Below are 18,067 nucleotides of genomic sequence, written 5' to 3'. Positions count from 1 at the left end.
ATGCACGGCATGCCTGACGCCGCGCCAAATCGGTTTAGTCGATGGGTCGGCATGGTTCGCGCGCCGCTCCTGCTAACGCAAGAGCTAATGCATGCCGATTTACCTCGGCGACACCTGACGACCTCACAAAACACCCGATATCGCCCACGTTTCGCATTCGATATGGCCGGACTGTTGACATCAGGCGAAGTGCGCACCAGTCTCGTCGCAACTTGCTAATCCGATTTAACAACGGAGCTGAGCAGCTGATGTCTGAACGCCGCGTGACCATGGCCGACGTTGCCCGCAGGGCGGGCGTCTCGCCGACGACCGCGTCGTTCGCCCTGTCCGGACGCACCGACATGCGTATCTCCGACGCCTCCCGCGAACGCGTGCTGGAGGCCGCCCGGGAGCTGGGTTACCGCCCGAACGTCACAGCGCGCAGTCTGCGGACGAAGTCGACGCAGACCATCGGGTTCGTGTCGGACCGGATCACCACGACGCCGTTCGCGGGCGAGGTGATCCGCGGCGCGATGGAGGCCGCGCGGGAGCGGGACAACCTGCTGTTCATCACGGAGGCGGGCGGCGACCGCGACGCTGAGTCCTCGCTGGTCCACGCGCTGCTGGACCGTCAGGTCGACGCGGTGATCTACGCGTCCATGTTCACCCGGTACGTGACTCCGCCCAAGGAACTGTTCGGGCGCCGCGTGGTGCTGCTGAACTGCCTGGCCCCCGGCTTCGACGCGCCGTCGGTCGTGCCGGACGAGCTGGAGGCCGGCCGTGACGCGGCCCGTGCCCTGCTGGCCGCCGGCCACACCGAGGGCATCTGGGCGATCGGCGGCCACCAGGCCGTTCCGGCCACGCCCGAGGGGATCATCGCCGGCAACGAGCGCATGCGCGGCCTGGAGGAGGTCCTGCGGGAGGGCGGCGCGCGCCTGGACGGCGTCATCGAGTGCGACTGGAACACGCCGGACGGACACCGAGAGGTCTCCGCGCTGCTCGCAGCGGGCCACCGGCCCCGGGCGCTGGTGTGCCTGACCGATCGGGTCTCCCTCGGCGCCTACCAAGCGCTCGGTGAGGCGGGTCTGTCGGTGCCCGGCGACGTGTCGGTGGTCTCCTTCGACGATCAGGACATCGCGTCCGTCCTGCGCCCGGCGCTCACCACGCTGAAGCTGCCGCACTACCTGCTCGGTCGCCTTGCCGTGGAGCTGATCCTCCGCAAGGGGCCGCTCGAAGCAGTCGTACACCGTGTGCCCATGCCGCTGCGGGAACGTGCCTCCATCGGCGCCCCCGCACAGGGATGACACCGGGCACCCGACAACAGGTTGTCCCGCCGCTCGGGACCTGAGACTCCCGGGCGGCGGGACGACCACCAAGAACAGCGACCGTCGCAACCGGTCGCCAAGGCGGGTCCGGCAAGACCCGTCTCAGTGAGATGGAGGAACCTCGTGGTGTTCAGAACAAGGCGCCTCGCTGGTGCGAGTGTAGCCGTCGCGGCGGCGACCGCGCTGGTCGCCGGATGTGCGTCCGGCAGCGGCAGCAGCACGTCCGGAGCCGACGACGACACGCTGACCCTGTGGACGCACAACGCCGGCAACTCGGCCGAACTCGACGTCGTCAAGAAGATCATCAAGGACTTCAACGGCTCCCAGAGCAAGTACAAGGTCAAGCTCCAGGCGTTCCCGCAGGGCGACTACAACAAGTCCGTGGTGGCCGCCGCCTCCGCCCGCAAGCTGCCCTGCCTGCTCGACGTGGACGGCCCCAACGTGGCGAACTGGGCCTGGGGCGGCTACCTCGACCCGATCGATGTCTCCGGCAGCGAGGTCCCGCTGTCCGACCAGCTGCCCAGCACCGTCGGTCGCTACAAGGACAAGGTCTACGCGTTCGGCTTCACCGACGTGTCCCTCACCTTCTTCGCCCGCAAGTCGGTGCTGAACGAGTACGACATCCGCATCCCGACCATCGACAAGCCGTGGACGAAGGACGAGTTCGACTCGGCGCTCGCCAAGCTCAAGAAGAGCGGCAAGTTCGAGTACCCGTTGGAGATGGGCACCGGCCTCGTCGGCGAGTGGTACCCGTACGCGTACTCACCGCAGCTGCAGAGCTTCGGCGGGGACCTGATCAACCGCGACGGCTACAAGACAGCCTCGGGCACCCTGGACGGCGAGAAGGCCGTGGAGTGGGCGACCTGGTTCGGCTCGCTGGTGAGCAAGGGCTACCTGTCGAAGAAGTCCGGGCAGGACCCGAACAAGGACTTCCTGGCCGGCAAGAGCGCCCTCCACTGGGACGGCAGCTGGAACGCGGCCAAGAACGCCGAGAAGCTCGGTGACGACCTGGCGATCATCCCGCCGGTCGACTTCGGCGACGGGCCCAAGATCGGCGGCGCCTCCTGGCAGTGGGGCATGAGCTCCACCTGCGCCAACAAGGCCGGGGCCGAGGCGTGGCTGAAGTTCTCCCGCCAGACCAAGTACTTCGTCGACTACGCCAAGGCCACCGGCACCATCCCGGCCAGCGAAGCCGCCGTGAAGCAGGTCGCGGACTACCAGCCGGGCGGGAAGTTCAACGTGTTCGTCCAGTTCGCGCGCAAGTACGCGGTGGTGCGCCCGGTCACCCCGGCCTATCCGTACATCGCCACCGAGTTCGAGAAGGCGACCCAGGACATCCTGGCCGGGGCCGACCCCAAGAACGCTCTCGGCCAGGCCGTGAAGGACATCGACAACGACCTGAAGTCGAACAACAACTACGCCGGCTGACCCGCTCCGGTCCGGTTCGGGCCCCGACCGCGCCTTCCTCGCGCGCCCGAACCGGACCGGCACCCCCTGGAGCTACCGTGACCACCATGATCGCAGCCCTCGCCCGGCTGCGTCCGGTGCGGCGAACCCGAACGACCCACGCCCGTCGCCGTGAGAGCCTCACCGCCCTCGGCATGGCCACCCCGGCCGTGGTGCTGCTGATCGTCTTCGTCGTCGTACCGCTCGCCCTCACCTTCGCCCTGGCCTTCACCGACGCGCGGCTCGTCTCGCCCACCCCGGCCCGTTTCGTGGGCCTCAGGAACTTCACCCGGCTCTTCGAGGACCCGGTCTTCTTCAAGTCCCTGCGCAACACGGTGTACTTCACCGCCGTGATCGTCCCCTTCCAGGCCGGGCTCGCCCTGGTGCTGGCGCTGCTGGTGAACGCGAAGGTGCGGGGCGTCAACTTCTTCCGCACCGTCTACTTCCTGCCGGTCGTCACCTCGATGGTCGTGGTGTCCCTGCTGTGGACCTTCCTCTACCGACAGGACGGTCTGGTCAACCACGTGATCTCGGCGCTCACCCTCGGCCACGCCGACGGCCGGGACTGGCTGGGCGACCCGGCCACCTCCATGCCCGCCATCATCCTGATGTCGGTGTGGCAGGGCGTCGGCTTCCACATGGTCATCTGGCTTGCCGGGCTGCAGACCATCCCCGCCGAACTGTACGAGGCCGCCGACCTCGACGGCGCCACCCGCTGGCACCGCTTCCGCCACGTCACCTGGCCCGGACTGCGCGCCACCCGCACGTTCGTGCTGGTCACCATCACCATCCAGGCGTTCGGCCTCTTCACCCAGATCAACGTGATGACCAAGGGCGGCCCCCTCGACTCCACCACCACCGTCGTCTACCAGGCGGTGCGCTCCGGCTACGAGCAGCAGCAGACCGCGTACGCGGCGGCCATCTCGCTGATCTTCTTCGTGCTCGTACTGACCGTGTCCCTCGTCCAGCGTTTCCTGACCCGGGAGAAGGACTGACCATGCCTTCCCTCCTCAAGCACCTCGGCGGTCACGCCGGCCGTGTCGTTCTGGCCCTGGTCTTTGTACTCCCCCTGCTCTTCATGCTGGTGTCGTCGTTCAAGACGGACGACCAGATCTTCAGCGACATGGGCTCCCTGCGGGCCTTCCTGCCGGTCGGCGCCCTGTCACTCGACAACTACGCCGGCGTGTTCGAGCGCGTCCCGGCGGCACAGTTCCTGCTGAACTCCGTGCTGATCTCGTCCGTCACCGTGGTGCTCGGCATCATCGTCAACAGCATGGCCGCCTTCGCCCTGTCCCGGATGCGCATGCCCGGCCGCAAGGCGGTCCTGACCGCCGTCATCGCCACCCTCATCGTGCCGTTCGAGACCTTCGCGGTGCCGCTGGTGTGGTGGATCAACCAGCTGCCGCTGCTCCGCGTCAACGGCTTCCACCTGGAGTTCACCACCGGCTGGATGGACACCTACCAGGTGCAGATCCTGCCGTTCGTCGCCAACGCCTTCTCGGTCTTCTTCTTCCACCAGTACTTCCAGAGCATCCCGAAGGAGATCGACGAGGCGGCGGTCATGGACGGCGCCGGCTGGTTCACCATCTACCGCCGTATCGTCATGCCGCTGTCCGGCCCGGCGGTCGCCACCGTCGCCATCCTCACCTTCCTGCCCGCCTGGAACTCCTACCTGTGGCCGCTCATGGTCGTGCAGAGCGAGGAGCTGCGGCCGGTGATGGTGGGCATCTCCTACTTCTTCCAACTGAGGGTGAGCTGGGGCGAGATCATGGCGTACTCCTCCGTGATCACCGTGCCGATCCTCGCCCTGTTCGTGGCGTTCCAGCGGTCGTTCGTCAACAGCATCGCCTCGACCGGCGTCAAGGGCTGACCCACGCACCAGCACCGCCCCGCCACCTCTCCTTGTCTTCTGCCCCGTGCGCTTCTGACTCCCATGTGCTTCGCGCACTCCGAGAAAGGCCCCGTGTGTCCACGTCGCCTGCCGACCCCCACCTGCCCGCCGTACACCTGCGGCCGCCGCGCAACTGGGTCAACGACCCCAACGGGCTGGTCTTCCACGACAGCCACTACCACGTGTTCTTCCAGTACAACCCGTACGGCCCGCAGCACGCGAACATGCACTGGGGCCACTTCCGCAGCCCCGACCTGATCAACTGGGAACCCCTCCCGGTGGCCCTCGCCCCCACCCCCGGCGGCCACGACGCCGACGGCTGCTACTCGGGCAACGCCGTCTCGGTCGACGGCCGGCTCGTGGCCTTCTACTCGGCCCACCGCACCAACCGCTGGTGGCAGCCGGTCACCACCGCCGAGTCGTACGACAGCGGAATCACCTGGGCCAAGCGCCCGGAGCTGCTCATCCCCGAGCCGCCCGCCGACACCACCATGTACCGGGACCCCTACGTCTGGCAGCAGGACGGCCGCTGGCGGATGCTGGTCGGGTCGGCCCTCGCCGACGGCCGCGCCGCCGCCCAGCTGTACGAGTCCGACGGCCTGGAACACTGGGAGTACCGCGGCCCCTTCCACACCAGCGATGCCGCGACCGGCACCGGCCCCGTCGGATGGGAGTGCCCCCAGTACGCGACCTTCGGCGACCGCAGCGTGCTGATCATCAGCGACTGGACCCCGAAGGGTGGCCCCAGCCACACCACCGTCCACACCGGCCGCGAGCAGCACGGCCGCTTCACGCCAACCGCGTGCCCGGTGCCACTGGACCACGGCCCGGACTTCTACGCCCCCGCCCTGCTGAAGGTCCCCGGGGAAGACCGGTGGCTGCTGTGGGGCTGGGCCTGGGAGGCCCGCGACGACACGTGGGCGCATGATGCGGGCTGGGCAGGTGTCCTCACCCTCCCCCGCGAGGTGACCCTCACCGCCGACGGCACGGTCGTCCAACGCCCCGCCCGCGAACTCCTCGCCCTGCGTGGCGAACGCGTACTGCACCGCACCGGACACGTCACACAGTCCGAGCCGGCCGAACTCGGACAGGTCAGCCGCACCTTCGACCTCACCGCCGTCCTGACCCCCGACACCACCGGCACGAGCGGCCTGCGCCTGGTCACCTCCGCGGACAGCACCGAGTACCTCGACATCAGCCTCGATCCCACCACCGGCCATCTCACCGTGGACCGCAGCCACGCGTCACCGGACGCGCGAGCGCGGGGAGGCTCGTATGCCGTCCCATGCCCAGCCGCAAGGGCCGGCACCCCCGTCGAGCTACGCGTAATCGTGGATCGTTCGATCGCGGAGATCTATCTCGCCGACGGCCAGGTCCTCACCCTCAGGTTCTATCCGCTCGCCGACGGACCCTGGCGAATGCAAGCCCGTACGACAGGCACCGGCCGCAGCGACTTCACCGTCGAGGCATGGAACCTGACCCCGGGCGGAATCCGTCAGGAACCGTTCCTAGAGACTGAGCGGGAGTGAGTCTTGCTGCCGGAACTCATGCTCAGCCGAACGCCCCGAACGGTGTTGGGCGTTCTGGTCCACCGCGTTCGCTCCGCGTCCGGGCGGCATGGATCGTGTCCGTGGTCCGGGGATGCGGGGGCGGTTTCCCTCACGTCCCGGGGCCACCGATTCGGCCTGGACGGTCCGATGCCCGTATCCATCGCTCTGGTGGGTGCGGGGCGGTGCCGTCCGTCGCCGGATCGGGTGTCCCTGGGCGCGTCGTCCGATCGCCACGGCGGCCGCGTCGTGGCGGGTGGTCTTGCGCTTGTTGCTGGTGAGGGGCTTTTGCCAGTGCTGGGCGCCCCATTTGGAGGTGTAGGCCGGATCGACGGCGATGATGGCGATACCTGTCTGGTCGGCCATCGAGGTGAGGCGCGCCCGTAGTTTGCCGGTAGGCATGCCGCTGATCAGCTGCCGGAAGTGCTTCTTGCGGCCGTGCTTCTCGCGGGTCTTGTCTGCGGCGAAGTCGAGGTTCTCGATGGCGATGGCCTTCACGCCGCAGGTCTTGGCCCAGTTCAGCAGGCGGGTCAGGGCGTGGCGGACTTGGGCGTCGCGGTGGGTGGTGGTGCCGGAGCGGTCGAAGAAGAAGCGGCGCGGGCTGCCGATCGGGTTGCCGTCGGTGTCCAGGCGCCAGGCGGCGAGGTGGTCGTCGTTGGTGTCGACGCCGATCACGCCGTCGGCGAGCGCGGCGGTCAGGGGAATGGTCTGCGCGGGCGGGACCTGCCAGGACGCGGTCAGGTACCAGCGGCCCCGGGCCACGTCGTAGTGAATGCGATAGGCCACGGCCCGGTTCGCCGCGACGCGGTCGGCCCACTCGCTGCCCCGGTGCCGGAACCGCACGCGGCCGACCAGGACGTACCGGCCGTGCCGGGCGTTGGCGTACTCGGCGAGCGGGGCCGGCAGCTTGATGCTGATCTCACCGTCCGGGGTGACGCGGATAGTCTCGTTGCCGTGCCGCTTGCCGGACTCGCCGTCCGCGGCGAGGAACCAGCGCGCCGCCTCCCACCGCTCCCGCCAGGCAGTCTCGGTCAGCCCGGCCGCCTCCAGGTTATGCCGGGCCCGCACGAGCTTCTTGCCGCCGCGCACGACGCGCACGACTCCGTTGTCCCGGTCGGCCTGCTCGCGCTCCAGCCGGCCTTCCAGCACGTGCAGGCGGCGCGTCTTGGCGAACCACTCCTGCCGGGTGCGGTAGCCGCCCGGCACCCGCTTGCCGCCCTTCTCCCCCAGCGGAAGCGACAACCGGTGCGCGATGGTGCGCACACCGGCCTCCAGAACCTGAATGTGCACGAACTGCCCCCGGCGGGACAGTGCCCACTGGTCATGCGTCGCCTTCGTGATCGACCCGGCCCAGCGGGAGGAGGACTCGGCGGTCAGGGCCTGCTTGCGCGCCGCCCACGTCTGACTGGAGTGCTCCAGCCCGTCCCGGCAGCCGTTTTCGCAGGTCAGCGGACCCTTCCCCGTGGCTTCAGCGGTGTCGGCGGCAGCTCCGGGGCCAGCAGCGGAGCCCCGTCGTACCCCTTGACCTCCCCGAACCGTGTCCCTTCCATCCAGTCTCGGCGGGCCTGTACGATCTCCTCCTGCGACCGTCCGATCCAGTTCCAGAACATGATGAGCTCCTCCTCGAACGGCTCACCCCCCAGGAGCATCAGCCCCGCGTCCGACTCGGCGCGCAGAGGCAGTTCGCTGCGTCCGCAGCCGAGGTAGAGCATCGAGCCCGGCAGCACGGGCACCCCGTCCACGTGGGCCTCGCCGGACATGGACAGGACGGCGTACTCGAAGTCCGGCTCCAGCGGCAGGCGTACGTCCGTGCCGCGGGCCAGGGCGAGGTCGGCGCCGACAATCGGGGTGTACGTCGTGCCGGGCGAGGTGGCGCCGTCGAGGTCGCCGAGGATGAGCGTCGCCTGCAGGCCCGGTGCCGTGACGACCGGCAGGTCGGCGTGGTGCTCGAAGCGGGGGTCGGTGTGGCGGTGGCCGTCCGGTAGCGCGACCCAGAGCTGGGCACCGTGCAGGAAGCGGGCGTGGGACTTCGGGCTCTCCTCGGAGTGGCTGATCGCCCGGCCGGAGGTCATGAGTCCCAGTTCGCGCGGGCGGATCATCTGGAGGCTGCCGGTGGAGTCGCGGTGCAGCACCTCGCCCTCGTGCAGCCAGCTCACCGTCTGCAGTCCCATGTGCGGGTGGGGCGGCACCTGCATGCCGGGCTCGTCCGCGATGTCGTCGGGGCCGTAGTGGTCGACGAAGCACCAGGCGCCGACCATGCGGCGGCCCAGGTTGGGCAGCAGCCGGCGGACTTCGCTGGACTCGCCGAGCTTGACGCGGCGGGGGCTGAGGAGTTCGCGTACGGGCTCGGCCACCACGAATCCACGGCCGCCGCACACGGCGGGAACCGCCTCGCGATCAAGATTGCTCATGGCGACAACCTAGTCCCGCCGGGGACCTCCCGTCAGTCGGTTGCGGCGCCGTCCGCCGGGCAGCGTCGGTGGCTTCACCTCAACGCGAGAAAATAGTAGCCATGGACATAGTAGCCATGTACCGTATCTGTCATGAGTGAGGCACCCGAGGGCGGCCCGACGCCCGGTTTCCTGGTCTGGCGGCTGTCCATGAAGTGGCGCGTGGCGGTCGACCGCGCGGTCGCGCCGCTCGGGCTGACCCATGCGCAGTACTCGTTGGTCGCGTCGCTGTACGGCATGCAGCGCTCCGGACTGCGGCCCAGCCAGCGACGCCTCGCCGACCACACCGGGCTCGAACCGCTCTACGTGTCGAAGCTCGCCCGCGCCCTGGAGACCGCCGGCCTGCTGGAGCGCACCCGCGATCCGCAGGACCCGCGCGCCGTCCAGTTGGCGCTCACCGACCAGGGCCGGGACGTCACACGCCGGGCCATCTCCGTCGTACAGCGACTGCTGGGACAGCTGCTGGAGCCGCTCGGCGGTCTCGACAGCCCGCGTGCCCGGGAGTTCACGCGCGATCTCGCCACCTTGCTCGACGCACCGCTTGATCCGTTCATCGACCACGACGAGCACCAGCAGGAGCAGTCATGACCACCACACCCACCGTCAACGGCCGGGTCATAGGCCTGGCCCACTACGCCGGTCGCGCCGTCCTCGAGACCGTGCTCGCCCGCTACGGCGCCACCTTCCAGCAGTCGGTGACCCTCCGGCTGGTCGCCGTCGCCGAGGCCCCGGTCGAGCGCGACGCCCTGGTCGCCCAGGTCGTCGGGTCGCTGAAGGCCGACCCGGCCGACGTGTATGGCGTCGTCGACGAACTCATCGAAAAGGGGCTGCTCGAACCGGCGGCGACCCAGCTGCGGATCACGGACGCGGGACGGAAGGTGTACGAAACGACCGCCGCCGAGACCGGGGAGATCTCCGCCCGGATCTACGCCGGGATCCCGGCGGAAGACCTGGCGGTGGCCGGCCGGGTGCTGGCCCTGGTCACGGAGCGGGCCGACGCGGAGCTGGCCGCCATGACGAAGTAGGCAGGCATCCCGGAAAGCAAACAGTGGAATGAGGAGGTGCCGGAGCAGACCGGACCGCGGCTGCTGCCGACGCGCGCCTACTCCCACTCGCCCCGACTGCGCCGCGTCGAGGCCCACATCGATGCGGGCCCGGCCTCCTCCCCCCCGAGAGAGGCCGGGCCCGCCGTCCGTCCCGGCGCGGGCCTACGGGGCGGCGGTCCCGCTGCGGCTGCCGTACGTCCGCCGCCCCCGCCGGTGTGCGATCTCACCGAGGATCACGTCCACGACGAGGAACGCGGCCAGCGGGATACCGAGCAGCGGAACGAAGTAGCCGACGACGGCGACCACGGCCAGCAGCGGGACGAGGATCTGCGGCGGCACCTGGGCCCAGGCACCCCGCGGGACGGGCCGGCCGAAGGCGGAACCGCGGCCGCGCTGCCACCACATGCGGTAGCCCAGCACGATCAACAGGATCAGGGACAGCGCCAGGAGCATCAGGGCGATCTGGTTGACGAGTCCGAACAGCACGCCGGTGTGCAGGTCGATGCCCCAGCGGGTCAGCTTCGCGAGCACCGGATAGTCGGCGAACCGCAGCACGTCGGTGACCTCACCGGTGGCCGGGTCGATCGCAACCGAGTCCTGCTTCTCGGGCCAGCTGCGCTGCACCTGCTTGACCACGTACGCCGAGCTCGCGTCGGCGGGCGGGACGATCTCCACCGGGTCGCCCAGGCCCTCGGCCCGGGCGGCGGCCAGCACCTTGTCGAGGCCGACACCGTGCTCGGCGGTCCCCCCGGAGCCCGCCGCCGCGCCATGGCCCCCGTGGTCGCCGCCCGACGTCGCCGAGACCGACGGGGTGGCGTGGCCGAGGGAGGTGCGCAGTTCGTCGATGTTCGCTCCGGCGTACTGCGACCAGGTCAGGCCGGTCGCCGACAGGAAGAAGAACCCGGCGGCGGCCCAGACGCCGACGGTGCCGTGCAGGCCCAGCGTGCGGCGCCGCCCGCTGGTGCCATGCAGCTTGCGCAGGGCGCGACGGCGGGAGAACCACAGCACCAGGCCGCCGGCCGCGATCACCCACAGCCAGCTCGCGGCGAGCTCGCTGTACAGGCGGCCGCTCTCGCCCAGGTGGAGGTCGCGGTGGAACTCGTCGATCCAGGTGCGCAGCGGCAGCGCCCCCGTGGAGCCGTACTGCTCCAGGGACCCGCGCACCTCGGCGGTGTACGGGTCGACGAACACGGCGAGTGTGTGGTCCTCGTGGACGCCCGGCACGCCGGACAGCAGGACGCGCGTGGTCGCGTCGGCCTCCGGGGAGGGCCGCACGGCCGAGACCGTGCCCTCGGGGTGGGCCTCGCGCGCGGCCGCCACCTGCTCGGATATCGGAAGCTTGGTGTCGCCGACGTCGGGGACGGTCATCTCGTCGGCGTACAGGATCTTCTCGGCCTGGAAGGAACCGGCGTACAGGAAGCCGGTGGTGGCCGCGACGAGGAGGAACGGCGCGACGAGCAGACCGGCGTAGAAGTGCAGTCGCAGGATCAGCGGGCGCAGGGGCGCCCATCTGCCGGGGGACGGCGCCGACTCGGCCGACTGCGGGGCCTCGTCCGTGTCGGGCGAGGAGGTGATGGTCATCGGTGGGTGTTCTCCGGGGAGTGGGGACGGTTTTCAGCCAGGTGGTGCATGAGTCGGGCTGCGGAGCCGTCGAGTTCCCGGAGGGTCAAGTGGCCTGCGTCACATGACGGGGCGTCATGGCATGCTGGCATGCATGGCTGCCTCCCGTGATCGCCTGCCACTCGCCGAGCAGGTCGAGCAACTCCTCGCCGTGGACGGTCCGTTGCCCATCGTCATGGCCGGCGATCCCGTACTGCGGCGTGGCGCCGAGCCGTTCGACGGCCAGCTGGAGCCCGCGCTGCTGGCCCGGTTCGTCGAGGCCCTGCGCCGTACGATGCACGCCGCTCCGGGTGTCGGCCTCGCGGCGCCGCAGGTGGGCGTGCCCCTGCGGATCGCGGTGGTCGAGGACCCTGCGCCGGTGCCGGAGGAGGTGCGGCTGGCGCGGGGGCGGGTGCCGCAGCCGTTCCGGGTGCTGGTGAATCCGTCGTACGAGCCCGTCGGCGCCGGGCGTGCCGCGTTCTTCGAGGGCTGTCTGAGCGTGCCGGGCTGGCAGGCGGTGGTGGCCCGGCACGCTCAGGTGCGGCTGACGGGCGCGGACGAGCACGGCCGCGCGGTGGACGAGCTGTTCGAGGGCTGGCCCGCGCGGATCGTGCAGCACGAGACGGACCACCTGGACGGCGTGCTGTACCTCGACCGGGCCGAGCTGCGCTCGCTGTCGTCGAACACGGCGGTGGCGGAGCGCTGGGCGCGGCCGACACCGGACGAGGCGGCGCGGGAGCTGGGCTTCGAACTCCCGGAGTGAGCCCGGGCGTTCGTCGCACGCTCCCGCCACCGCAGCACGTCAGCTGTCCCGGTATGCCTCCAGCAGCCGCAGCCACACCTCGCTGACCGTCGGATACGACGGCACCGCGTGCCAGAGCCTGCTCACCGGTACCTCCCCGGCGACCGCGATGCTCGCCGAGTGGATGAGTTCGCCGACGCCGGGGCCGACGAAGGTGACACCGCGGAGGATCTCGCGCTCCAGGTCGACCACCATCCGGGCGCGGCCGCGGTAGCCGTCGCCGTACAGGCCCGCTCCGGCGACCGAGGAGAACTCGACGTCGACGGCGCGGACGCGGTGGCCGGCCTGTTCCGCCTCCGCCAGCGAGAGTCCGACGGCCGCGGCCTCCGGGTCGGTGAACACGACCTGCGGGACGGCGCCGTGGTCGGCGGTGGCGGTGTGCGCGCCCCAGGGTTCGGCTTCCAGGACGGACCCGCCGGAGGCGCGGGCGGCGATGGCTGCGCCCGCTATGCGGGCCTGGTACTTGCCCTGGTGGGTGAGCAGGGCCCGGCGGTTGACGTCGCCGACCGCGTACAGCCAGTCCGTGCCGGTCACCCGGAGGCTGTCGTCGACCGGCAGCCAGGAGCCGGGTTCCAGGCCGACGGTGTCGAGACCGATGTCGTCGGTGCGCGGGGCGCGGCCGGTGGCGAAGAGGATCTCGTCGGCCTCGATGCGGTCGCCGCTGTCGGTGACGGCGACGACCGTGCCGTTCTCGCGGGTCACCGACGTGACGGAGGTGCCGGTGCGGACGTCGGCGCCCGCCTCGGTGAGCGCCTCGGCGACGAGCTCGCCGGCGAACGGCTCCATGCGGGACAGCAGGCCCTTGCCGCGGACGAGGACGGTCACCTGGGAGCCGAGGGCCTGCCAGGCGGTGGCCATCTCGGTGGCGACGACACCTCCGCCGACGACGATCAGCCGGCCGGGGACGACCTGGGAGCTCGTCGCCTCCCGGCTGGTCCACGGTCCGACGTCCGCAAGGTCCGGCAGCCCGGGCAGCTGGGCGCGGCTGCCGGTGCAGACGGCGACGGCGTGCCGGGCGGTGAGGGTGTGCCGCACCCCGTCGGTGCCGGTCACCACGACCGTGCGCGGCCCGGCGAGCCGTCCGTGCCCGCGGTAGAGGTCGGCCCCGATGCCGTCGAGCCACCCGACCTGGCCGTCGTCCTTCCAGTGGGAGGTGAAGTAGTCCCGGCGGGCGAGCACCGCGGGCGCGTCGAGGGGGCCCTGCACCGCCTGTCGCAGGCCGGGGAGGCGGCGGGCGTCGGCGCGGGCGAGGACCGGGCGCAGCAGCGCCTTGCTGGGCATGCAGGCCCAGTACGAGCATTCGCCGCCGACGAGTTCGCCCTCCACGACCGCGGTGGACAGCCCGGCCGCGCGGGTGCGGTCGGCGACGTTCTCCCCCACGGGCCCGGCACCGAGCACCACGACGTCATAAGCGATGGATTCCGTTTCCGTCATGGGCTCAGTCTGGTGGGTGGTGTGGCGTGAGGCCACATGGGTACGCACGCCGTTACGTGCCCGCCGGGCGTACGGAATACGTCACGGTCCGGCCGTGTTGTGCCGACGGCTTTGCCCCCACCCCAGGAAGAGGGATTCACGCCATGAGCCACACCGTGGAGCTCACCAAGGAGAACTTCGACCAGACGGTCACGGACAACGAGTTCGTCCTGATCGATTTCTGGGCGTCCTGGTGCGGGCCGTGCCGGCAGTTCGCCCCGGTCTACGAGAAGGCGGCGGAGGACAACCCCGACCTGGTCTTCGGCAAGGTGGACACCGAGGCGCAGCCGGAACTTGCCGCAGCGTTCGGTATCCAGTCCATTCCGACACTGATGATCGTCCGGGACCGGGTCGCGGTCTTCGCGCAGCCCGGTGCACTTCCCGAGGCGGCCCTGACGGACGTCATCGGCCAGGCCCGCAAGCTCGACATGGACGAGGTCCGCAAGGCCGTGGCCGAGCAGCAGGCCCAGCAGGGCGGCGAGCAGTAGGGCACACGCATCCCGTCGGCACTGCCTAGAACGGGTACGCCGGCACGTCACCGCGCACCGTCGTCCAGCGCACGTCGGTGAAGGCCTCCAGGTTGGCCTCGCCGCCGAAGCGGGCGCCGGTGCCGGACGCGGCAACCCCGCCGAAGGGCGCCACGGCCTCGTCGTTCACGGTCTGGTCGTTGATGTGGACGATGCCGGTCGGGATCCGCTCGGCCAGTTCGAGGCCGCGGGCCGCGTCGCGGGTGACGATCCCAAGGGAGAGGCCGTACGGGCTGCGCCCGGCGAGGGCGGCCGCCTCCTCGGCGGTCCTGAAGGACCGCACGGGCGCGACCGGGCCGAACACCTCCTCCGTGTAGGCGGGGGTGTCGTCGTGGACGCCGGCGAGGACGGTCGGCCGGTAGAAGAGGCGCTCGTAGGTGCCGCCCGCGGCCAGCCGGGCTCCGTCGGCGGTGCTCGACTCGACCAGGCCGTGCACCTTGGCCAGCTGGGTGGCGTCGATGACCGGGCCGAGGTGCACCTGCTCGCGGAGCGGATCGCCGACCGCGAGTGAATCCGCCTTGGCGGCGAGGCGCTCGACGTACTCCTCGTACAGCGACTGGTGCACCAGGTGACGGCCGGTCGTCATGCAGATCTGGCCCTGGTGGAAGAACGAGCCCCAAGCGGCCGTGGAGATCACCGTGTCGAGGTCGGCGTCGTCGAGCACGATGAGGGCGGAGTTGCCGCCCAGTTCCAGGTGGGCCCGCTTGAGGTGGCGTCCGGCGGCCTCGCCGACCGCCCGGCCCGCCTCGGTCGAGCCGGTGAAGGAGATGACCGGCACCCGCGGATCGGCGACCAGGGCCCGTCCCGTGTCCGGGCCACCCGGCAGCACCTGCAGCAGCCCCTCGGGCAGGCCCGCCTCGGCGAGGACCGCGGCGAGGGCGACTCCGCCGCACACGGCGGTGCGCGGGTCCGGTTTCAGGACGACGGCGTTGCCGAGCGCGAGGGCCGGTGCGACGGAGCGGATGGCCAGGATCAGCGGCGCGTTGAACGGGGCGATCACGCCCACGACACCGACCGGGACCCGTCGTGTGTACGACAGTCGGGGCGCCTCGCTGGGCAGGACCTGACCGGCCGGGCGGGAGGCCAGCGCGGCGGCCTCGTAGCACTCCTGGGCGGCGACGTGGAGTTCGAAGTCGGCCTTGCCGGGGATGGAGCCGGACTCGCGGACGACCCACTCGCGCAGTTCGTCGGCGTGCTCGGTGAACAGGTCACCGGCCCGGCGGAGGACTCCGGCGCGCACGAGATACGGAAGGCGCCCCCACTCCCGCTGGGCGCCGCGGGCGGCCTCGGCGGCGGCTGAGACGTCCTGCGCGGTTGCGAGGGCGAGGGTGCCGAGCGGCTCGCCGGTGGCCGGCTCGACGACGGCGTACTCGGGTCCCGACAGGGTGCGGGACTGCCAGGTCCCGGGGTCGAGCAACGGCATGACGGCTCTCCGTTCGATCACCGGCGCCCCCCGTCGGCATGCTACTCATCTCGTACGGGTGACGCCTTGCCGTACGCGTCCGTCAGCTGGACTCGCGGTGCACCACCGCGGCCCCCAACACCTTGTGCCGTTCGGGCTCGGCGCCCGGGTTGCGTACCGCGCGGTCGACCAGCTCGGCGAGTTCCCGGCCGGACGGCAGCTCGATGTGGACCGTGCTCAGCCGGGGCCGCAGCAGCCGGCCGAGCATCAGGTCGTCGGCGCCGATCACCGCCGTGTCCTCGGGGATGCGCACGCCCTCGTCCTGCAGGGCGCGCATCAGCAGCATCGCGTATTCGTCGTTGTAGGCGAAGACCGCGTCGAGGCCCAGGGTGTGCCAGCGCGCGGCGAGGCGGGCGGCGGCCTCCTCCTCGTGGGCGAGGGGCAGCTCGGTCAGGACGGCGTCCGTGCCGTGCAGGGCCCGGCGTACTCCGTCGAGGCGGGACCTCGAGTAGATCTCGAGGCCGGGCTCCTCGGGGACGACGACGCCGATGCGGCGCCGGCCGCCGGCGTACAGATGGGCGGCGGCGACCTGGCCGACGGCCGCGTGGTCCATGAGCAGGGCGTGTGCGCCCTCGACCGCCTCAGGGCCGAGGGTCACCACGGCGCGAGCGCCGGAGCGCTTGAGCACCCCCACGCCCTGTGGACCGAGGCTCGAGCCGGGTACCAGGACGGCGACCGGCCGCAGCTCGGCCCAGGCGCGGGCGGCTTCGTCACCGTGCAGGCCCAGGGTGCCGTGCTGGACGACCGTGTAGTCGAGCCGGCTGAGGGCCCACTGGAGTTCGTTGATGAACTGGCTGTACAGCGGACCGACGGGGATGGTCGGGGACGGCATGAGGACCATCCGGCTGTGCCCGGCGCGCAGACTGCGGGCCGCCGCGTGCGGTACGTATCCGAGTTCCTTCGCGGCCGCGTGCACGCGACGGCGCGTGGGCTCGCTGATCCGCACGGCGCTGGTGTTGTTCAGGACGTAGGAGACGGTCGCGCGCGAGACGCCGGCCAGCCGGGCCACGTCGGCGCTCGTGGGCACGGAGCGCTGGGCGGGCAGCGCGGACGCGGGAGTGTTCGGTATCTGCACCATTGCGAACGCATCTTGGCAGAGGCGGCAGCCGGGGCCACGGGCGGGGGGACGTCGTCCCTCATTGAACGAACTTGCTCGCCTCAGCCGGGCGGTTCGGTCCGCGTCACCCGGGCGACCAGATCGATCCACCCGCCCTCGAGCCGCTCCAGCGGCATCCCGCACTGCTTCGTCAGGTGATGGATCACCGCGGGATCGAGATATCCCATGAGGGTCTGCGCGAGCAGTTCGCAGTCCGCGTCCGGGACCGCCTGCCGCAGCAGCAGGACGACGTGCCCGTGCAGCAGACGCCGGGCCGGGTGGGTGAAGCGGCGGTCGGGGCCGCTTTCGGCCGCGAGCTGGAGGTCCAGCTCCTCCACCGCCCGGCGCAGCGCGGCGCAGCCGAACGCGCGCAGCCGCTCGACCGGCGACGCCCCGGGCCCCAGGGGCGGGGGCCCGCTGAGGAAGGCAGCCTGGAACTTCTTCTCGGAGTGGTCGAGCAGTGCCGTGAGCAGGCCGACGCGGTCCCCGAAGCGGCGGAAGACCGTCCCCTTGCCGACCGCGGCGGCCGCGGCCACCGCCTCCATCGTCACCGCGGATGCGCCGTGCTCGGCGACCAGCCGGCCGGCCGCCTCCAGCAGCCGTGCGCGGTTGCGCGCGGCGTCGGCCCGCAGGCACGGCTCCTCCACGGGCGTGCCGAGTTCGAGCAACTCGGGTGCGTCGATGGGTTCCTGTTGCTCCGGGATGGGCGGGAGGGAGGCGGACATGAAGACAGGGTAAAGCACCGGGAAGAAACTGGACCGCGGTCCGGTTAGAGTGCTACAAAAGCAACCGGACCTCGGTCCGGATATCTCAGTCGCGATTCACCTCGGGAGTTCCCCATGTCCGTACGCATCCTCGCGCTCGTCGGCAGTCTCCGCGCCGGTTCGCACAACCGCCAGCTCGCCGAGGCGGCCGTCAAGGTCGCCCCCGAGGGCGCCGACGTCCAGCTCTTCGAGGGCCTGGCCGACATCCCCTTCTACAACGAGGACATCGACGTCGAGGGCAGCGTCCCGGCGTCCGCCGTCCGCCTGCGCGAAGCCGCGGCCACCGCCGATGCGCTGCTGTTCTTCACCCCCGAGTACAACGGCACCATCCCGGCCGTCCTGAAGAACGCCATCGACTGGCTGTCCCGCCCGTACGGCGTCGGCGCGATCACCGACAAGCCGGTCGCCGTGGTCGGCACCGCCTTCGGCCAGTACGGCGGTGTCTGGGCGCACGACGAGACCCGCAAGGCCGTGGGCATCGCCGGCGGCAAGGCGCTGGAGGACATCAAGCTCTCCATCCCCGGTTCCGTGACCCGCTTCGCCGAGACCCACCCGGCCGACGACACCGAGGTCGCCGCCCAGCTCACCGAGGTCATCGCCCGGCTGCACGACCACGGCAGCGAGCAGGCCGCGGCCTGACCCGCCGAGGGGGCCGGAAAC

General features: G+C 71.0%; 17 protein-coding genes. 10 read left to right on the top strand and 7 right to left on the bottom strand.

Translation table 11 applies throughout. The annotated features are described in order from the left end of the window. Positions 1–248 precede the first annotated feature (248 nt). The 5 genes from ACFVJQ_RS33730 (at position 249) to ACFVJQ_RS33710 (ending at position 6,170) form a co-directional block, all read left to right on the top strand. Positions 249–1,283 (top strand): LacI family DNA-binding transcriptional regulator, encoded by a 1,035-nt coding sequence (locus tag ACFVJQ_RS33730; protein ID WP_385514168.1) that lies wholly within the window; start codon positions 249–251, stop codon positions 1,281–1,283. A 144-nt stretch (positions 1,284–1,427) separates the two neighbouring features. Continuing rightward, on the top strand, positions 1,428–2,732 hold the full coding sequence (locus ACFVJQ_RS33725; protein WP_385789402.1) for a sugar ABC transporter substrate-binding protein: 1,305 nt from the start codon (positions 1,428–1,430) through the stop codon (positions 2,730–2,732). An 86-nt stretch (positions 2,733–2,818) separates the two neighbouring features. Then, positions 2,819–3,745, top strand: coding sequence for a carbohydrate ABC transporter permease (locus ACFVJQ_RS33720; protein ID WP_385514251.1), 927 nt, complete (start codon positions 2,819–2,821; stop codon positions 3,743–3,745). Positions 3,746–3,747: 2 nt separating this feature from the next. Further along, on the top strand, positions 3,748–4,620 hold the full coding sequence (locus ACFVJQ_RS33715; protein ID WP_385514170.1) for a carbohydrate ABC transporter permease: 873 nt from the start codon (positions 3,748–3,750) through the stop codon (positions 4,618–4,620). Positions 4,621–4,715: 95 nt separating this feature from the next. Further along, the gene (locus tag ACFVJQ_RS33710; protein WP_385789399.1) at positions 4,716–6,170 is read left to right on the top strand and encodes a glycoside hydrolase family 32 protein; all 1,455 of its coding nucleotides are present in this window, start codon (positions 4,716–4,718) and stop codon (positions 6,168–6,170) included. On the opposite strand, the gene ACFVJQ_RS33705 is transcribed toward ACFVJQ_RS33710, so the two are convergent. Together ACFVJQ_RS33705 and ACFVJQ_RS33700 are read right to left on the bottom strand one after the other, a co-directional pair. Continuing rightward, positions 6,150–7,637 carry an IS200/IS605 family accessory protein TnpB-related protein gene (locus tag ACFVJQ_RS33705; protein WP_385789433.1) on the bottom strand — a complete coding sequence of 496 codons (1,488 nt, stop codon included), beginning with the start codon at positions 7,635–7,637 and terminating at the stop codon, positions 6,150–6,152. The two genes, ACFVJQ_RS33710 and ACFVJQ_RS33705, sit on opposite strands and share 21 nt — an antisense overlap. Further along, complete coding sequence (locus ACFVJQ_RS33700; RefSeq protein ID WP_385789397.1) at positions 7,634–8,599, bottom strand: pirin family protein; 966 nt, start codon at positions 8,597–8,599, stop codon at positions 7,634–7,636. The genes ACFVJQ_RS33705 and ACFVJQ_RS33700 overlap by 4 nt, the downstream gene beginning before the upstream one ends. A gap of 132 nt (positions 8,600–8,731) precedes the next feature. Between ACFVJQ_RS33700 and ACFVJQ_RS33695 the strand changes: the two genes are divergently transcribed. Further along, positions 8,732–9,226: a MarR family winged helix-turn-helix transcriptional regulator gene (locus tag ACFVJQ_RS33695; RefSeq protein ID WP_385514229.1), complete on the top strand. Its 495-nt coding sequence runs from the start codon at positions 8,732–8,734 to the stop codon at positions 9,224–9,226. Continuing rightward, positions 9,223–9,663: a MarR family winged helix-turn-helix transcriptional regulator gene (locus ACFVJQ_RS33690; protein WP_385789395.1), complete on the top strand. Its 441-nt coding sequence runs from the start codon at positions 9,223–9,225 to the stop codon at positions 9,661–9,663. Before ACFVJQ_RS33695 ends, ACFVJQ_RS33690 begins: the two co-directional genes overlap by 4 nt. Positions 9,664–9,846: 183 nt before the next feature. On the opposite strand, the gene ACFVJQ_RS33685 is transcribed toward ACFVJQ_RS33690, so the two are convergent. Beyond that, positions 9,847–11,265, bottom strand: a complete 1,419-nt coding sequence (locus ACFVJQ_RS33685) for a PepSY-associated TM helix domain-containing protein (protein ID WP_385789393.1) — start codon at positions 11,263–11,265, stop codon at positions 9,847–9,849. Between the two features lie 133 nt (positions 11,266–11,398). Here ACFVJQ_RS33685 and ACFVJQ_RS33680 point away from each other — a divergent pair, with 133 nt between their 5' ends. Then, positions 11,399–12,046, top strand: coding sequence for a peptide deformylase (locus tag ACFVJQ_RS33680; protein ID WP_385514232.1), 648 nt, complete (start codon positions 11,399–11,401; stop codon positions 12,044–12,046). Positions 12,047–12,085: 39 nt separating this feature from the next. Here ACFVJQ_RS33680 and ACFVJQ_RS33675 read toward each other — a convergent pair whose 3' ends face one another. Continuing rightward, entirely contained in the window at positions 12,086–13,519 is a 1,434-nt protein-coding gene (locus tag ACFVJQ_RS33675; RefSeq protein ID WP_385789391.1) for a dihydrolipoyl dehydrogenase family protein, read from the bottom strand. A gap of 143 nt (positions 13,520–13,662) precedes the next feature. Between ACFVJQ_RS33675 and trxA the strand changes: the two genes are divergently transcribed. Then, positions 13,663–14,046: a thioredoxin gene (trxA, locus tag ACFVJQ_RS33670; RefSeq protein WP_385514234.1), complete on the top strand. Its 384-nt coding sequence runs from the start codon at positions 13,663–13,665 to the stop codon at positions 14,044–14,046. A 25-nt stretch (positions 14,047–14,071) separates the two neighbouring features. On the opposite strand, the gene ACFVJQ_RS33665 is transcribed toward trxA, so the two are convergent. The 3 genes from ACFVJQ_RS33665 to ACFVJQ_RS33655 all read right to left on the bottom strand — a co-directional run bounded on the left by ACFVJQ_RS33665 (position 14,072) and on the right by ACFVJQ_RS33655 (position 17,368). After that, positions 14,072–15,508, bottom strand: a complete 1,437-nt coding sequence (locus ACFVJQ_RS33665; protein WP_385789389.1) for a benzaldehyde dehydrogenase — start codon at positions 15,506–15,508, stop codon at positions 14,072–14,074. Between the two features lie 82 nt (positions 15,509–15,590). Continuing rightward, the gene (locus tag ACFVJQ_RS33660; RefSeq protein WP_385514236.1) at positions 15,591–16,625 is read right to left on the bottom strand and encodes a LacI family DNA-binding transcriptional regulator; all 1,035 of its coding nucleotides are present in this window, start codon (positions 16,623–16,625) and stop codon (positions 15,591–15,593) included. Positions 16,626–16,705: 80 nt separating this feature from the next. Continuing rightward, complete coding sequence (locus tag ACFVJQ_RS33655; protein ID WP_385514237.1) at positions 16,706–17,368, bottom strand: TetR/AcrR family transcriptional regulator; 663 nt, start codon at positions 17,366–17,368, stop codon at positions 16,706–16,708. Positions 17,369–17,482: 114 nt separating this feature from the next. Between ACFVJQ_RS33655 and ACFVJQ_RS33650 the strand changes: the two genes are divergently transcribed. Continuing rightward, positions 17,483–18,046, top strand: coding sequence for an NAD(P)H-dependent oxidoreductase (locus ACFVJQ_RS33650; protein WP_385789387.1), 564 nt, complete (start codon positions 17,483–17,485; stop codon positions 18,044–18,046). Positions 18,047–18,067 lie beyond the last annotated feature (21 nt).

It is taken from the genome of Streptomyces sp. NPDC127197 (assembly GCF_042672405.1).
GTDB classification, from domain to species: domain Bacteria; phylum Actinomycetota; class Actinomycetes; order Streptomycetales; family Streptomycetaceae; genus Streptomyces; species Streptomyces flavusporus.
This window is presented reverse-complemented; position numbering and strand designations above follow the sequence as displayed.

What these genes read in the sequence shown, in the direction of transcription:
- ACFVJQ_RS33655 (WP_385514237.1), bottom strand. Translation starts at nt 17,368, where the DNA reads ATGTCCGCCTCCCTCCCGCCCATCCCGGAGCAACAGGAACCCATCGAC.
- ACFVJQ_RS33720 (WP_385514251.1), top strand. Translation starts at nt 2,819, where the DNA reads ATGATCGCAGCCCTCGCCCGGCTGCGTCCGGTGCGGCGAACCCGAACG.
- trxA (WP_385514234.1), top strand. Translation starts at nt 13,663, where the DNA reads ATGAGCCACACCGTGGAGCTCACCAAGGAGAACTTCGACCAGACGGTC.
- ACFVJQ_RS33685 (WP_385789393.1), bottom strand. Translation starts at nt 11,265, where the DNA reads ATGACCATCACCTCCTCGCCCGACACGGACGAGGCCCCGCAGTCGGCC.
- ACFVJQ_RS33690 (WP_385789395.1), top strand. Translation starts at nt 9,223, where the DNA reads ATGACCACCACACCCACCGTCAACGGCCGGGTCATAGGCCTGGCCCAC.
- ACFVJQ_RS33730 (WP_385514168.1), top strand. Translation starts at nt 249, where the DNA reads ATGTCTGAACGCCGCGTGACCATGGCCGACGTTGCCCGCAGGGCGGGC.
- ACFVJQ_RS33675 (WP_385789391.1), bottom strand. Translation starts at nt 13,519, where the DNA reads ATGACGGAAACGGAATCCATCGCTTATGACGTCGTGGTGCTCGGTGCC.
- ACFVJQ_RS33660 (WP_385514236.1), bottom strand. Translation starts at nt 16,625, where the DNA reads ATGGTGCAGATACCGAACACTCCCGCGTCCGCGCTGCCCGCCCAGCGC.
- ACFVJQ_RS33700 (WP_385789397.1), bottom strand. Translation starts at nt 8,599, where the DNA reads ATGAGCAATCTTGATCGCGAGGCGGTTCCCGCCGTGTGCGGCGGCCGT.
- ACFVJQ_RS33665 (WP_385789389.1), bottom strand. Translation starts at nt 15,508, where the DNA reads ATGCCGTTGCTCGACCCCGGGACCTGGCAGTCCCGCACCCTGTCGGGA.
- ACFVJQ_RS33650 (WP_385789387.1), top strand. Translation starts at nt 17,483, where the DNA reads ATGTCCGTACGCATCCTCGCGCTCGTCGGCAGTCTCCGCGCCGGTTCG.
- ACFVJQ_RS33715 (WP_385514170.1), top strand. Translation starts at nt 3,748, where the DNA reads ATGCCTTCCCTCCTCAAGCACCTCGGCGGTCACGCCGGCCGTGTCGTT.
- ACFVJQ_RS33695 (WP_385514229.1), top strand. Translation starts at nt 8,732, where the DNA reads ATGAGTGAGGCACCCGAGGGCGGCCCGACGCCCGGTTTCCTGGTCTGG.
- ACFVJQ_RS33680 (WP_385514232.1), top strand. Translation starts at nt 11,399, where the DNA reads ATGGCTGCCTCCCGTGATCGCCTGCCACTCGCCGAGCAGGTCGAGCAA.